The following is a 13407-nucleotide window of genomic DNA, read 5'->3' as shown; positions in this document are numbered from 1 at the left end:
GGGGCGCAGGGTGGACGCCATGCAGCACCGACAGCTCGGCTCCACCGGTCCCGTCGTCTCCTCCCCCGCCCTCGGGTGCATGGGCCTGTCCGGCGTCTACGGCGCCGTCGACGAGGACGAGGGCGTCCGCGTGATCCACGCCTACCTCGACGCCGGCGGCACCCTCCTCGACACCGGCGACTTCTACGGCTCCGGCCACAACGAGATGCTCATCCGCCGCGCGCTGGCCGACCGGTCCCGCGACGACGTCGTCCTCTCGGTCAAGTTCGGGGCGATGCGGGGTCCCGACGGCGGGATCGGCGGGGTCGACGCGCGCCCCGCCTCCCTGCGCAACTTCCTCACCTACTCGTTGCAGCGGCTCGGCGTCGACCACGTCGACGTCTACCGGCCCGCGCGCCTCGACCCGGCCGTGCCGATCGAGGACACCGTGGGCGCGATCGCCGAGCTCGTCGAGCAGGGCTACGTGCGCCACGTCGGGCTGAGCGAGGTCTCGTCGGCGACGATCCGCCGCGCCGCCGCGGTCACCCCCGTCTGCGACCTGCAGATCGAGTACTCCGTGCTCAGCCGCGAGATCGAGGCCGACATCCTGCCGACCTGCCGGGAGCTCGGCGTCGGGATCACCGCCTACGGCGTGCTCGGGCGCGGACTGATCGGCGGGAGCGGGGCGGTGACCGGCGGCCGAGCGATGACCCCGCGCTGGCAGGGCGAGCACCTCGAGCACAACCAGGCGCTCGTCGCCCGTCTGCACGAGATGGCCGCCGCGAAGGACGTGTCGGTCGCGCAGCTGGCGATCGCGTGGGTGAGCGCGCAGGGGCCGGACATCGTGCCGGTGATCGGGGCGCGGCGGGTCGACCAGGTGACGTCGTCGCTGGCCGACGTCGAGCTCACCGCGGACGACCTCGCCCGGATCGACGAGCTGATCCCGGCCGGGTCGGTCTCCGGCGACCGCTACCCCGCGGCGGCGATGGCGCAGCTCGACAGCGAGCGGTGAGTGTCGAGGCACCGAGGGACTCGACGCCGACCACCTGGACCACGAGCGCGCCTGGGAGTGGGCGGACACGGAGTTGTCCCATGGCTGGGCCTCGTGCGCGATCACCGAGAACGGCTTCGTGCGGATCATCAGCCAGCCGAGATACCCGAGCCCGGTCAGCCCCCACCGGGCCGTCGATCTGCTCCGGACGTCGCGGGACGGCTCGGACCACGAGTTCTGGCCCTGCGACGTGAGCTCCCTCGACGAGGACGTGCTCACGACGGAACGCATCCATGGCCCCCGCCGGCTCACGGACGCCTACCTCCTCGCGCTGGCAGCCCGCTACGACGGTCGCTTCGTCACCGTCGACCGTCGAGTCGGACGGGACGCCGTGCCGGCTGCCGAGGACCGCCACCTCGTCATCCTCTGAGTGCGATGATCGCGCCGTGACTCAGGCCCTGCGGTTCGGATGGCTCTCCCCCGTGATCGGCAACCGGTGGTCGGACCAGGTGCCGATCGCCGCGTACCAGGACACGGAGATCCTGCCGACGGCGTTGCCGCACTTCGACTCGTTGTGGATCGCCGACCACTTCTACGGGTTCGACGAGAAGACCGACCCGTTCCTCGAGGCGTGGACGACGCTGACATGGCTCGCGGCGCGGCACGAGTCCGTGGAGCTCTGCCACCACGTGCTCGGGGTCGGCTACCGGCACCCGCCGTTGCTGGCCAAGATGGCGGCGACGCTGCAGTACCTCTCGGGCGGACGGTTCGTGCTCGGGATCGGCGCGGGCTGGCGGGAGAAGGAGTACGAGGCGTACGGCTACGAGTTCCCGAAGCCGTCGGTGCGGTTCGCGCAGCTCGAGGAGACCATCGAGATCTGCCGCCGGATGTGGACGCAGGAGTACCCCTCCTACGAGGGCCGGTTCACGACGATCACCGAGGCCTCCGCGCCGCCGCTGCCCGAGACGCCGCCGCGGGTGTGCATCGGCGCGGCGGGCGAGAAGGTCGGGCTCCCGATGGTCGGGCGGCTCGCGGACTCGTGGAACGGGCCGGCGGGCGACGGCTTCACCCGTCGTTGGGACATCGTGCGCAGCGCGGCCGAGCAGGCGGGGCGGGACCCCGACACGATCGAGGTCACGGTGACGCTCGAGCGCGCGCTGCCCGAGAGCGACGACGACGCCGCGAAGCTCGTGGAGGAGCTCGCGGGACACCGCGACCTCGGGGTCGACCACGTCGTCATGGACTTCGGGCACCCGCGCTCCACGGAGCCGGTCCTGCGCTTCGCCGAGCAGGTGATCGCCCCGCTGAAGGGCTGAGCGACACCGCGGGGCTGTGCGCCGCTGCCGCGAGGTGTACATCAGGCAGGGTCACGGGCCCGCCGGCATACCTGACGTGAACCTCGCGGCGGGACTAGCGGAGCGGCGGGACTAGCGGAGCAGGAGCTGCACCAGCGCCGCGAGGCCGACCACCACGATCACCCCGCGCAGGACGAGCGGCGGGAGCCGTCGGCCGATGAGCGCGCCGATCAGACCCCCGACGATCGAGCCGCCCGCGATCAACCCGACGACCGGCCAGGACACCGGCGCGACCAGGGCGAACACGATCCCGGACACCAGGTTCGCGATCGCGGCCAGGATGTTCTTGACGGCGTTGTGGCGCTGCAGGTCGTCGTCGATCAGGATGCCGAGCACCCCCAGCAGGAGCACCCCCTGCGCGGCGCCGAAGTACCCGCCGTAGAGCCCGGTCCCGAACACCGACGCCACGAGCCCGGGCCGCACCGCCGTGCGCGGCTCGCCCGACGGGCGGCGGGCGGCGATCCGACGTGCGACGGCGGGCTGGACCACCACGAGCACGACCGCGAGCGCGACGAGCACCGGCACGACGGCGTCGAACACCGACGACGGCAGCGCGAAGAGCAGCAGCGCGCCGGCCAGGCCCCCGACCGCCGTCGGGATCGCCAGCCGGACCGTCCGTCCGGCCAGGCCGCGGAGCTCGCGCCGGTAGCCGATCGCCCCGGTCACCGAGCCCGGTACCAACCCCAGGCCGTTCGAGACGTTGGCCGTCAGCGGCGGGAACCCGAGCGCCAGCAGGACCGGGAAGGTGACGAGCGTGCCGGACCCGACGATCGTGTTGATCATGCCGGCCCACACGCCCGCGACCGCGATGATCGCCGCTTCGCCGAGGGTCACGGACGCATGATCGTCGGTCGCGGCGGGGACGGCCAGCCGGTCACTCCACCCGCTTCGGGGTGACCGCGGTGAGCCGGCCCCGCAGTGCGTCCGGGACCTCCCACCCGACGTCGGGGAGACCGCTCTCGCTGGCGTCGAACGCCACCCCCGCCTCGACGAGCGAGGCGGCGTCCTCGGCGGCGATCCGGGAGAACCGCACCCGTGGCTTGCCCGGCCCGTCGACGGCCACGTTCCCGTCGTTCGGGCAGCCGCCGAGGCACGGCACGTGCCGCACGCGGACGCCGCGCCCGGCCGCCCCCGTCAGGAGCGGGTCGAGCGCGGCACCGAAGGAGCCGGTGTCCGCGCGGTCGCGCGGGCAGGTCCGGCAGACGAGCAGCGGCACGTCAGGGCCGGGCCTCGACGTACTCGCGGGTCGCCGGGCTGACCGGGCCCGCCGGGTCGTCGAGCCCGCTGTGCGTCACGAGCGGTGCGTCCTCCTTGTGGAAGCGCCCGTCCTTCATGATCGCGTGCAGCCGGTCGTGGTCCTGCAGCACCGTGATGTCCTCGAGCGGGTCGCCGTCGACGAGGATGAGGTCCGCGAGGTAGCCGGGCTGGACCTTCCCGAGCTCGTCGGGCTGCAGCATGATCTCGCCGCCCCACGCAGTGGCGGAGATGATCGCCTCCATCGGCGTGAAGCCGAGCCGTTCGACGAAGTGCTCGAGGTCGCGGGCGTAGGTGCCGTGCGGGGTCCACGCGAACCCGTAGTCGCCGCCGGGCAGCAGCTTGATGCCGCGCCGGTGCATCTCGCGCAGCCCCTCGGTGGCCACCTCGAGTTCCTTCTTGTAGCCGACGGCCTCGGCCGCCTCCTGGGGGAACCCGAACGCCTCGGCCTCGTAGAGGGTCGCGACGAGCCAGTTGATGCCGGGGGCGACGAACACCCAGTCCTTGTTGGCCTCGAGCATGTCCATGCCCTCGGCGTCGGTGAAGGAGGCGTGGTAGATGATGTCGACCTTGTTCCGCAGGCACATCTTCACGCTCTCCGCGGAGCGGGCGTGGGCGCACACGCGCTTGCCGCGGCGGTGGGCCTCGGCGACGGCGGCGGCGACCTCCTCGTCGGAGAAGTAGGTGTCCTCGGCGCGCTGGGTACCGGTGATCTCCTCGCCGGTCATCGACAGCTTGATCTGGTCGACGCCGAGGTCGATCAGCTCACGGACCGCCTTCCGCATGCCCTCGGGGCCGTCCGCGAACTTCGTGATCGACTTGATGAGCGCGCCGCCGGTCACGGCGATCTCCGGGCCGTTGGCGAGGTAGCGCGGGCCGGGGATGCGGCCGGCGGCGATGGCGTCGCGGCAGACGACGTCGAGGCGCTCCTTGGCCGACGCGGCGCCCAGGCACATCGTGTAGCCGGAGTCGATGTACTTCTTCGCCGACTCCATCGAGAAGAGCAGGTGTTCCTCGACCGGCATCAGGCCGAGCCCGTCGAGGTCGGCGGAGTTGTTCCACGAGAAGTGCGTGTGGGCGTCGCACAGCCCGGACATGAGGGTGCGTCCGCGCCCCTCCACCACCTGCGCGCCGTCGGCGCGCGAGGCGTCGACGGTGCCCACCGCGGCGATGCGGTCGTCCTCGACGAGCACGTCACCGGGGTAGGGCAGGGCCCCGGTGGAGTCGAGGATCGAGACGTTGCGGAACAGGACCTTGCTCATGGGGGCTCCTCGGCGTCGAGGGTCGGGCAGTGGGGGTCAGAAGAACTTGAGGAGGTGCTCGGTCACGTCGTTCGGCCGCTCGAGGGCGGTCCAGTGACCGCAGCCGGGCAGGACGTCGAGCGTCGCCGCGCCGTGGGCCTCGGCGAGCGCCTCGCTGATCGCGGGCCGACCGACGCCGTCGTCGGCGCCGGTGAGCAGCAGCAGCGGCAGCTGCGGGTCGATCGGGCCCGGGTCGGGTGCGCCGGCGAGGGCCTCGCACGAGCGGGCGTAGCCCTCGGGGTCCTGGCGCAGGACGAGTTCCCGGACGAGGGCGGCGGTGGCCGGGGAGTCCCGGCGGGTGGTCTCGGCGGTGGCGTTCGCCATGACCGCGTCCGCGATCGCGGGCATCTCGCCGGCCCGGGCCTTCGCGGCCCGGTCGTGCTGCGCCTGCTGCCCGGCCTCGGGCAGCGGGGCGGGCACGGCGCCGAGCAGGGCGAGGTGGGACACCGCCTCGGGCCGGGTCGCGGCGAGCAGGCGCGCGGTGATGGTGGCCATCGAGTGCCCGACGACGCGGGCGGGCCCCGCGTCGAGCCGGGCCAGCAGGTCGGCGAGGTCGCCTGCGAAGCTCTGGATGGAGACCGTGCCGGCGACCGGCGAGCGCCCGGAGCCCTCCATGTCGGGCCGGACGACCGTGAACCGCTCGGCGAGGGCGGCCACCTGCGGCTGGTAGAAGTTGGACGTCCCGCCGAGCCCGTGGACGAGCAGCACCACGGGCCCGTCCCCCGTGATCTCGACCGCCAGTTCCTTGCCGTTCACCTGCACGTGGTCGTCCTCCTTCGGGCGTCTGCCCGGGTGTCAGCGGATGGTGTTGCGGAGCGAGCCGAGACCGGTGATCGAGCACTCGACGACGTCACCGGGCTCGAGGAAGCGCGGCGGGTCGAAGCCGATCCCGACGCCGGCCGGGGTGCCGGTGGCGATGACGTCCCCCGGCAGCAGGGTGATCCCCGCCGAGATGACCCGGATCAGTTCCGGGACGTCGAAGATCAGGTCGGCCACGGGCGCCTTCTGCCGCGGCTCCCCGTTGACCGTCGAGGAGACGACGAGCGCGGTGACGTCGCCGACCTCGTCGGCGGAGACCGCCCACGGCCCCATCGGGGCGTGGGTGTCCAGCGACTTGCCGAGCAGCCACTGCTTGTGGTCGCGCTGCACGTCCCGGGCCGTGACGTCGTTGACGATCGTGTAGCCCCACACGTGCTCGAGCGCCTGCTCGCGGGAGATGCCGCGCCCGCCGCGCCCGATGATGACGGCCAGCTCGGCCTCGTAGTCCAGCTCGCTCGTGATCCCGGGGTGGGCCTCGACGTCGTCGTGGGGACCGGTGACGGCCGTGGTCGCCTTCGAGAAGACGATCGGCTTCTCCGGCAGGTCCTCGGAGCGCTGCGGGGTGTCGTACCCGGACCGCCCGAACTCGGCCACGTGCTCCCGGTAGTTCTTCCCCACCGCGAACAGGTCGCGGCGCGGCCGCGGGAACGGCGCGAGCAGGCGGGGCCCCTCGATGCGGCGCAGGTCCGCGGCCGCCGCGATCGCGGGCGCCAGCGCCGCCCAGTCCTCGACGACCTCGACCAGGGTCCGGTTCCCGACGACGGGCCCGAGGTCGAGCACCGTCGTCCCGTCGGCCTCGACCAGGCCGACGGCCTCGTGCCCGCCGTCGGTGTACGTCACCAGCTTCACAGCCACTCTCCCTCGTTCGCGCGGCGGCGACCAATCAAGACCAATATGGTCGATCGGTGCGGCATGTCCGCGGTACGAGGGACGGTACGACCCGCCGACAGGCCTGCCAAGACGCTCAGGCCCTCGGCATTGGTCTAATATTGGTCGAGCTCACGAGGAGTCCACGATGTCCGCACCACCGACCGGCGGCCCCGTCGCGGCCCGTCTGCGGTCCCTGCTCGACGACGCCGTCGCGGCCGGCACCCTCGGGACCGGCGCGAAGATCCCGACCGAGCGGGCGCTCTGCGACACCCTGCAGGTCTCGCGCACCGCGGTGCGCTCCGCGCTCGCCGAGCTCGAACGCGAGGGCCGGATCACCCGCCACGTCGGCCGCGGCACCTTCCTCGCCGAGCTCGAGGGCGGCCCGGACCTGCCCGTGCCCGCTCGCGGCACACTGCAGACCAGCCCGGCCGAGATCATGGCGACCCGCCTCGTGCTCGAGCCCGAGATCGCGGCGCTCGCAGCGCGGCACGCCACCCCGTCGGACCTCGAGCACGTCCGTCACTGCCTGGCGCGCGGCAACGCGACGACCACCTACGAGGAGTTCGAGGCCTGGGACTCCGCCCTGCACCGTGCGATCGCGACCGCCGCGCACAACGGCCTGCTCCTGCGGCTCTTCGACACCATGAACGCCGCGCGCGACCTGCCGGTGTGGGGCAGCCTGAAGCGCCGCTCCGCCACCCCCGAGCGGCGCCGCGGGTACGAGTGCACACACGGCGAGATCGTCGACGCGCTCGCCGAGCGGGACGCCGACGGCGCCCGCGACCACATGCGGGCCCACCTCGTCGACGTCCGCACCAACCTGCTCGGGATGCACTGATTCGAACTGGTGTGCGAACCTGGCCCGGTGGCCCGCACGCCGAACCCCCGACTCCGCGCCGCCCTCGCCCGACAGGCCGAACGCACCCGCCGCGCCGCGGACGCGCTGCGCGAGGGCGACGAGCTGGACGACGACGCGCGGCGGCGGGTCATCGAGATGCTCGCGGTCTGCGGGCGGCCCGAGATCTACGAGGCGCTCAACGTCCACGTGCAGGACCGCGTCGGCAGCCTCACCGACGCGATCCTGCGTGCGCGGTCCCCCCTCGACGCGCACGTCCGCAGCGCGGCCGCGGAGGCCAGCGTCACGGAGGGGCGAGCGGAGCCGGGGCGCCCGACCGCACCGCCCTGAGTCGTGTCACGATGCGCAGGGGGGATCTTCCTGGAACTCGACGCGGTCGACGTGCGGACGGCGGACGGACGGCAGCTGGCCGCCCGGCTGTCGCTGTCGCACGGGTCCGACCGCGGCACCGTCTTCTGGCACCACGGCACCCTGCGCGACGGCGCCCCACCCCGGCCCTTCGTGGCCGCCGCGGCCCGGCTCGGGCTGCGGTGGGTCAGCGTCGCCCGCCCCGGGCACGGCCGGTCGTCGAGCCGACCGGGCCGCTCGGTCGCCTCGGTCGCGGCCGACATCGCCGTCGTCGCCGACCACCTCGGCATCGACCGGTTCGCCGTCGTCGGCCACTCGGCCGGCGCGCCGCACGCACTGGCGTGCGCGGCGCTGCTCCCCGAACGGGTCCTCGCCGCGGTCGCGATCGGTACCTTCGCGCCCTGCGACACGGCGGACCTGGACTGGTACGCCCACCTCGACCCGGCCGCCACCCTGTCGCTGCGCGCGGCCACGCAGGGCCGGGAGCACAAGCTGGACTTCGAGCGGGCCCACCCGGATCTGCGCTGGCTCTTCCCCCCGGTCGACCTCGAGGCGCTCGACCACGGCTGGTTCCCCGACCAGGGCACCGTCGGCCCCGCCGCCGTCGAGGCCCGCACCGACGACCACATCGCGCTCGTGACGCCCTGGCGCTTCGATCCCGCCGACGCCCGGTGCCCGACCGTCCTGCTCCACGGCGAGGCCGACACCTTCGTGCCCGCCACGCACGCCCGAGCCCTCGGGACCGCGATGCCGCAGGCGGAGAAGTGGGTCTCGCCCGTCGACGGGCACATCTCGATCCTGCGCCGCTGTGACGCCGCTCTCGAGTGGACCCGTCGACGCCTCTGACCAGCACGGGGACCGGTGGTCCACACCTCTTTGTCACGCCGGGGTAACGCCCGCGGGGTCCGGGTCGATAGTCCCGGAGTGCCCCTGCCCGACGTCGACCCCGACGGGAGGCCCGAATGACCGACGTACCGGCCGAGACGACGGCCCGGACACCACTACCCCCGGGGAGCCCCGAGGCCCAGGCCCAGGGCTGCCACTGCTCGTTCCTGCTCAACGACCCGACGGACGACGGCAGCGCGTTCGTCAACCCGCTGTGCCCCCTGCACGGGGCGCAGCACGAGGGGCGGGCGAACGCGTCGTGACCCGGTCCGACACCCGTCCCGCCGCCCCCGCCCGGCCGCACCCGGCACCGCGGGGCCTGCGGGAACAGTTCCGCGAGACCCTGCGCGAGCGCGTCCTGGAGACCGCGTCCGCCGCCGCGACCGAGCAGGGCTGGAACCAGGTCCGCATGAGCGACCTGGCCCGACGCTCGGGCGTGTCCCGATCGGCGATCCACCGCGAGTTCGGTGACAAGGAGGCCGTCGCGGACGCGCTGGTCGCCCACGAGTCGGACCGGGTGATCGCCGAGGTCGGCCAGGCCCTCATCGACGCCCCCGACTGGCGGTCGGGCCTCACGGCCGGGCTGCGGACCACCGTGTCGGCGCGGGACACCCACCCGCTCCTCGACACCGTGCTGACCACGGCGCACGACGACACGAGCCTGCTCCCGCAGTTCGTCACCGGCAGCGCCAGGATCATCGCCCGCGCCCGGCTCATGCTGTCCACCTGGCTGCGCGGTCACCACCCGCGGCTCCCCCGGCCGATCCTCGACGACACCGCGGACCTCATCGTCCGCGCCGCCCTGAGCCACCTCACGGCTCCGGACACCGACCGCGAGCGGACGGTCGCCCGGTTGCAACGGCTGGCGGTCCGACTCCTCGAGCCGCGCTGACCGCGGCCGTGTGACGGGTGCCACCGGGACCCGCCCGTGAGGATCCGCGACCCGATCGCGTCCTACGGGACGAGTTCGACGGCACGTTCCGCCCACCGGGGGCGGAGCTCGCGAACCACCGACGAAGGAGGTTCACCCATGAGCACCCCCACTCCCACCGCGCCGAGGACGACGACGCCGAGCCCCGTCACCCCGACCGGGTCGGCGCTGGAGAGCACGCAGGGCAAGACCACCGTCGCCGACGGTGTCGTGGCCAAGATCGCGGGCCTCGCCGCCCGCGAGGTGCGCGGCGTGCACGGGTTCGGCGGCTCGGCCGCCCGCGCCTTCGGGGCGATCACCGAGCGCATCCCCGGCAGCCGCTCCTCGGCCACCCAGGGCGTCGCCGTCGAGGTCGGCGAGCGCCAGGCCGCGGTCGACCTCACCATCGTCGTCGAGTACGGCGTCGCGATCGCCGAGCTGTCGCGGGCGATCCGCCGCAACGTCATCGGCGCCGTCGAGCAGATGACCGGCCTCGAGGTCACCGAGGTCAACGTCGACGTCGTCGACCTGCACCTCCCCGACGAGGAGGACGACGCCCCGGCTCCGGCCCCGGCTCCCGCCCGCGTCCGGTGACCCACCCGGTGCGTCCCGGTGACGCCGCCCCGGCCGGGGTGGCCGGGGTGGACGTCGACCGGGTCGCCGCCGCGGTCCGGGCCTGCCCGCTCGTCGCGGACCTCGTGGCCGGTGATCCCGACCCCTCCGGGACGCCGCTGACCGGGCGCCGGGTAGCGGGCATCCGGGTGTCCGACGACGGGCCCGGGTCGGCACGCATCGCCGTGTCCGTCTCGATGTGCGACGGCGCCCCGGTCGGCCGGCTCGTCGAGCAGGTCCGCTCGGCGGTCGCGGTGCGTGCACCGGGCCACCCGGTCGACGTGTTCGTCGCCGACGTGACCTGACGCCGTATCCGCGGCGCACCCGCCCCGAACACACCGCGTGTGCGTTCACGCGGACGGGTGAGGTGGGCGCGCCCGACCGAGATCCGGAACCGACCGGTCTGTAGGTTCCCGATCGTGCCCGGGTCGGAGCAGACCCGACGCCCCGGCGAGGAGGCGTCGCTCTTCATCGTGCTCGTGCTCGACCCGGTCACGGGCGAGATCGACTCCTATGGGCCGTACACCTACGGCCACGCGCTCGCCGAGGCCTGCCGCCGGCGGGAGGAGCTCGGCCGCGAGGACCTGGACGACGTCCTGGTCGCGGTCGTCCCGCTGCACCCCGGCCCGCCCTTCGCCGGGGCGTAGGGCCTCAGCGCCCCTCGCCGAACCAGCCGGTCGGGGCGTCGAGGCCGTCGAAGGTCGGGGGCGACGGCCGGGGCGGGCGCGCGAACGCCGACCCGAGCGGGCTGGGCCGCGGCGTCCGCGCGTCGTCGTCGGGCACGTCCGCCACGAGCCGCACGTGCCGACCGGCGTGGTCGGGCTCCGGCTCCGGGGCGGGCTCGGAGGCGGCCTCGAAGGCGGCCTCGAAGGCGGCCTCGGACTCGAGGGGGTCGTCCGGGACCGGCTCCTCCCCCGTCGTCGCGACCACCATGATGCGCCCGCCCGACGGCGTGCGGCCGGCGTCGACCGGCTCGCCGGTGGTGTCCGCGTGGGCCAGCGCGGCCCGCAGGTCGTCGATCGGCAGCGGGCGCCCGCGGGTGGTCGTCGTCGCCACCCGCGCCGTCAACGAGACGCCGGGATGCCCCTCGGACGCCAGCGCGAGGCCCTCGCCGATGCGGTCGGCGAGGTCGTTCAGGTGCACCGCCGACGCCCCGGGCACGAGGACGACGAACGTGCGGGCGTCGAGCCGTACCGCCACGTCGACCGGCCCGAGCGGCTCGGTCAGCGCGGCCGCGACCCGGTGCGCCGCGTGGTAGGCGGCCCGGCCCGCGGTGAGCGCCTCGTCCTCGAACGCCGGGATGTCGAACAGCGCCACGCCCACCTGCAGCGCGCCCGGGCCACCGCGCGGGGTCCAGCGCTCGAGGAAACCCGCGTCGGGCAGGCCGCTCGCGGCGTCCGTGCCGGCCGCGGCGCGCGCCCCGGCCGCGGCGTGCGCGTCGGCGATCTGCTCGCGCAGCTCGCGGGTGCCCGCGTGCGCGTCCCGCATGCGGTCGATCATGTGGTAGAGCGACGTGGTCGCCCACATCTCGCCGGGGCTGCCGGCGGACCCGGCCGCGTCGCCGCCCGCGGGCATGGTGCGCGCCAGCAGGTCGTCGATCGTGCGCAGGACCTCCGGATCGAGCCGGGTGCCGAGGGCGAAGCGCAGGCGGGCCAGCTCGTTGGCCGCCTGGGCGCGCGAGAAGCCCCACCGGCCGTCGAAGACCCGGCTCGGCTCGACGGCCGACTCCGCCGGGTCGAAGGCGTGCTGGTCGGTCGCCACCAGGAAGGCGCCGGCCCGTGGCCCGAGGGCCACCACCGTCCACTCGTCGGCGAGCGCCTCCGCCGGGTCGAGCTCGACGACGGGGACCCCGACCGGCGCCTCGTGGGCCTGCCCGGCCACGAACCCGACGACGGCGGTCACGCCCGCCGCCGCCATCGCCTCGTAGACCGCCCGCTCCCGGTCGAAGTAGGACAGCTGCTGGAACAGGGCGACCACGACGGTCGGGGGCTCCACGGTCCCCGCCATCACCGCCTTCTCCACGGCGTGCGAGACGTCGACGAGCAGGCGCTTCGACATCCGCTCCGGGCGCGAGCCGCTCGCCCGGTCCCGGGCCACCCGGGCGTGGTCGGAGAGGTTGTCGATGAACGCCCGTTCCACCCGGGTCCGGGTGGCGTGGGCGAGCGGACCCTCCATGAGACCCCCTGGGGTGCGGCGACACGGGGGTACTACCTCGGACGGGTGGTCGCGAGCCGTACGGACCGCCGCCACCCGGCGAACGGTGCGGCGGCGGCGGTCAGCGGCGTCCGGCGGCGGCCGGGGACTCAGAGCTGCGCGGCCCGCACGGCGTCGGCCAGCGAGGTCGGGGCCCGCCCGAGGAGGTTCTCCAGCGCCGGGCTGTCGGTCTCCAGCTCGCCGCGCGCGATCGACGTCTCGAGCGCCGCGACGAACTCGGCGGTGCCCCGGTCGACCCCGACGTCGACCATCGACTCGACGAACGCCTCGGGGCTGAGGTCGCGGTAGACGACCGTGGTCCCCGTGACCTCGGTGATCGTGGCGGCGAGGTCGGACATGGAGAAGGCGGGCCCGCCGAGCTCCCAGTAGCCCTGCTGGTCGACGACGTCGCCGGTCAGCAGGCTCACCGCGGCCTCCGCGTAGTCCGCCCGGGTCGCGGCGGACACCCGACCCTCCCCCGCGGCCCCGATGAACTCGCCGCTGCCGAGGTACTCCGGCAGCCGGGCGGTGTAGTTCTCGATGTACCAGCCGTTCCGGGCCACGGCGAACAGCAGCCCCGAGCCCTGCAGCACGTCCTCGGTGGCGGCGTGCTCGGGCGCCAGGATCAGCTCGGTCTCGTCGGCGCGCAGCACGCTCGTGTAGACGACGAACTCGACGTCGGCGGCCTTCGCGGCATCGATCACCGCGGAGTGCTGCCGCACCCGGTCGCCCGGGTCGGGGCTGGACACGAGCAGGAGCCGTTCGATGCCCTCGAGGGCCGGGCCGAGGGTCTCGGGCCGGTCGTAGTCGGCGACGCGGACGCCGACCCCGAGGTCGGCCAGCTCCCCCGCGCGGTCCGGGTCGCGGACCAGCGCGAAGACGTTCCCGGCGGGGATCCCGCGGCGGAGCAGGGCGTCGACGGCGAGCCGGCCCAGGTGGCCGGTGGCACCGGTGACGGCGAAGGACGGGGCGGGTGTGGCGGGCGTGCTCATGGGCCGCAGGGTGGCCCGTCGGCGGCGGGGTCACACCCGCGC

The 13407-nt window shown here is 74.4% G+C and carries 18 protein-coding genes; 11 read left to right on the top strand and 7 right to left on the bottom strand.

Annotated features, from left to right (window positions below):
• The first annotated feature begins 19 nt into the window (after positions 1-19).
• The 3 genes from QSK00_RS06025 to QSK00_RS06015 are packed head-to-tail and all read left to right on the top strand — an operon-like array spanning position 20 to position 2286.
• Positions 20-991 (top strand): aldo/keto reductase, encoded by a 972-nt coding sequence (locus QSK00_RS06025; protein ID WP_285588602.1) that lies wholly within the window; start codon positions 20-22, stop codon positions 989-991.
• Positions 992-1025: 34 nt separating this feature from the next.
• Positions 1026-1400: a TA system VapC family ribonuclease toxin gene (locus QSK00_RS06020; RefSeq protein WP_285589508.1), complete on the top strand. Its 375-nt coding sequence runs from the start codon at positions 1026-1028 to the stop codon at positions 1398-1400.
• A gap of 16 nt (positions 1401-1416) precedes the next feature.
• A complete protein-coding gene (locus tag QSK00_RS06015) occupies positions 1417-2286 on the top strand; it encodes an LLM class flavin-dependent oxidoreductase (protein WP_285588600.1) in 870 nt (289 codons plus the stop codon).
• A 111-nt stretch (positions 2287-2397) separates the two neighbouring features.
• Here the strand turns inward: QSK00_RS06015 and QSK00_RS06010 are convergent, their stop codons facing one another.
• Genes QSK00_RS06010 through QSK00_RS05990 form a run of 5 tightly spaced genes read right to left on the bottom strand, consistent with a single transcriptional unit; the run spans position 2398 to position 6548 of the window.
• The gene (locus QSK00_RS06010; RefSeq protein WP_285588598.1) at positions 2398-3159 is read right to left on the bottom strand and encodes a sulfite exporter TauE/SafE family protein; all 762 of its coding nucleotides are present in this window, start codon (positions 3157-3159) and stop codon (positions 2398-2400) included.
• Between the two features lie 40 nt (positions 3160-3199).
• The gene (locus QSK00_RS06005; RefSeq protein WP_285588597.1) at positions 3200-3541 is read right to left on the bottom strand and encodes a DUF1636 family protein; all 342 of its coding nucleotides are present in this window, start codon (positions 3539-3541) and stop codon (positions 3200-3202) included.
• A gap of 1 nt (position 3542) precedes the next feature.
• Positions 3543-4841 carry a metal-dependent hydrolase family protein gene (locus QSK00_RS06000; RefSeq protein ID WP_285588595.1) on the bottom strand — a complete coding sequence of 433 codons (1299 nt, stop codon included), beginning with the start codon at positions 4839-4841 and terminating at the stop codon, positions 3543-3545.
• A 36-nt stretch (positions 4842-4877) separates the two neighbouring features.
• Entirely contained in the window at positions 4878-5642 is a 765-nt protein-coding gene (locus tag QSK00_RS05995; RefSeq protein WP_285588593.1) for an alpha/beta fold hydrolase, read from the bottom strand.
• Between the two features lie 33 nt (positions 5643-5675).
• Entirely contained in the window at positions 5676-6548 is an 873-nt protein-coding gene (locus tag QSK00_RS05990) for a fumarylacetoacetate hydrolase family protein (RefSeq protein ID WP_285588592.1), read from the bottom strand.
• Positions 6549-6714: 166 nt separating this feature from the next.
• Here QSK00_RS05990 and QSK00_RS05985 point away from each other — a divergent pair, with 166 nt between their 5' ends.
• From QSK00_RS05985 to QSK00_RS05950, 8 genes are all read left to right on the top strand, one after another.
• Entirely contained in the window at positions 6715-7407 is a 693-nt protein-coding gene (locus QSK00_RS05985) for a FadR/GntR family transcriptional regulator (protein WP_179792378.1), read from the top strand.
• A 27-nt stretch (positions 7408-7434) separates the two neighbouring features.
• Entirely contained in the window at positions 7435-7755 is a 321-nt protein-coding gene (locus QSK00_RS05980) for a hypothetical protein (protein ID WP_285588589.1), read from the top strand.
• Positions 7756-7758: 3 nt separating this feature from the next.
• The gene (locus QSK00_RS05975; protein ID WP_285588588.1) at positions 7759-8619 is read left to right on the top strand and encodes an alpha/beta fold hydrolase; all 861 of its coding nucleotides are present in this window, start codon (positions 7759-7761) and stop codon (positions 8617-8619) included.
• A gap of 116 nt (positions 8620-8735) precedes the next feature.
• Complete coding sequence (locus QSK00_RS05970) at positions 8736-8921, top strand: hypothetical protein (RefSeq protein ID WP_285588587.1); 186 nt, start codon at positions 8736-8738, stop codon at positions 8919-8921.
• Complete coding sequence (locus QSK00_RS05965) at positions 8918-9550, top strand: TetR/AcrR family transcriptional regulator (RefSeq protein WP_285588583.1); 633 nt, start codon at positions 8918-8920, stop codon at positions 9548-9550. Before QSK00_RS05970 ends, QSK00_RS05965 begins: the two co-directional genes overlap by 4 nt.
• A gap of 138 nt (positions 9551-9688) precedes the next feature.
• Entirely contained in the window at positions 9689-10162 is a 474-nt protein-coding gene (locus QSK00_RS05960) for an Asp23/Gls24 family envelope stress response protein (protein WP_285588581.1), read from the top strand.
• 8 nt (positions 10163-10170) lie between these two features.
• Positions 10171-10485, top strand: coding sequence for an Asp23/Gls24 family envelope stress response protein (locus QSK00_RS05955; RefSeq protein ID WP_285588579.1), 315 nt, complete (start codon positions 10171-10173; stop codon positions 10483-10485).
• Positions 10486-10599: 114 nt separating this feature from the next.
• Complete coding sequence (locus QSK00_RS05950; protein ID WP_285588577.1) at positions 10600-10827, top strand: hypothetical protein; 228 nt, start codon at positions 10600-10602, stop codon at positions 10825-10827.
• A gap of 4 nt (positions 10828-10831) precedes the next feature.
• Here the strand turns inward: QSK00_RS05950 and QSK00_RS05945 are convergent, their stop codons facing one another.
• Together QSK00_RS05945 and QSK00_RS05940 are read right to left on the bottom strand one after the other, a co-directional pair.
• The gene (locus QSK00_RS05945; RefSeq protein WP_285588575.1) at positions 10832-12355 is read right to left on the bottom strand and encodes a DICT sensory domain-containing protein; all 1524 of its coding nucleotides are present in this window, start codon (positions 12353-12355) and stop codon (positions 10832-10834) included.
• A 128-nt stretch (positions 12356-12483) separates the two neighbouring features.
• A complete protein-coding gene (locus tag QSK00_RS05940; RefSeq protein WP_285588573.1) occupies positions 12484-13365 on the bottom strand; it encodes an SDR family oxidoreductase in 882 nt (293 codons plus the stop codon).
• Positions 13366-13407 lie beyond the last annotated feature (42 nt).

Origin of the sequence: Actinomycetospora sp. NBRC 106378 (assembly GCF_030269685.1) — a bacterium.
In the GTDB taxonomy this organism is placed as follows: Bacteria; Actinomycetota; Actinomycetes; order Mycobacteriales; family Pseudonocardiaceae; genus Actinomycetospora.
The sequence above is the reverse complement of the archived record's forward strand: the minus strand, read 5'-3'. Positions and strand labels throughout refer to the sequence as shown.

Bases quoted from the DNA above. Each gene is read 5' to 3' on its own strand.
- QSK00_RS05985 (WP_179792378.1), top strand. From the start codon at position 6,715: ATGTCCGCACCACCGACCGGCGGCCCCGTCGCGGCCCGTCTGCGGTCC.
- QSK00_RS05970 (WP_285588587.1), top strand. From the start codon at position 8,736: ATGACCGACGTACCGGCCGAGACGACGGCCCGGACACCACTACCCCCG.
- QSK00_RS05940 (WP_285588573.1), bottom strand. From the start codon at position 13,365: ATGAGCACGCCCGCCACACCCGCCCCGTCCTTCGCCGTCACCGGTGCC.
- QSK00_RS05945 (WP_285588575.1), bottom strand. From the start codon at position 12,355: ATGGAGGGTCCGCTCGCCCACGCCACCCGGACCCGGGTGGAACGGGCG.
- QSK00_RS06025 (WP_285588602.1), top strand. From the start codon at position 20: ATGCAGCACCGACAGCTCGGCTCCACCGGTCCCGTCGTCTCCTCCCCC.
- QSK00_RS05960 (WP_285588581.1), top strand. From the start codon at position 9,689: ATGAGCACCCCCACTCCCACCGCGCCGAGGACGACGACGCCGAGCCCC.
- QSK00_RS06000 (WP_285588595.1), bottom strand. From the start codon at position 4,841: ATGAGCAAGGTCCTGTTCCGCAACGTCTCGATCCTCGACTCCACCGGG.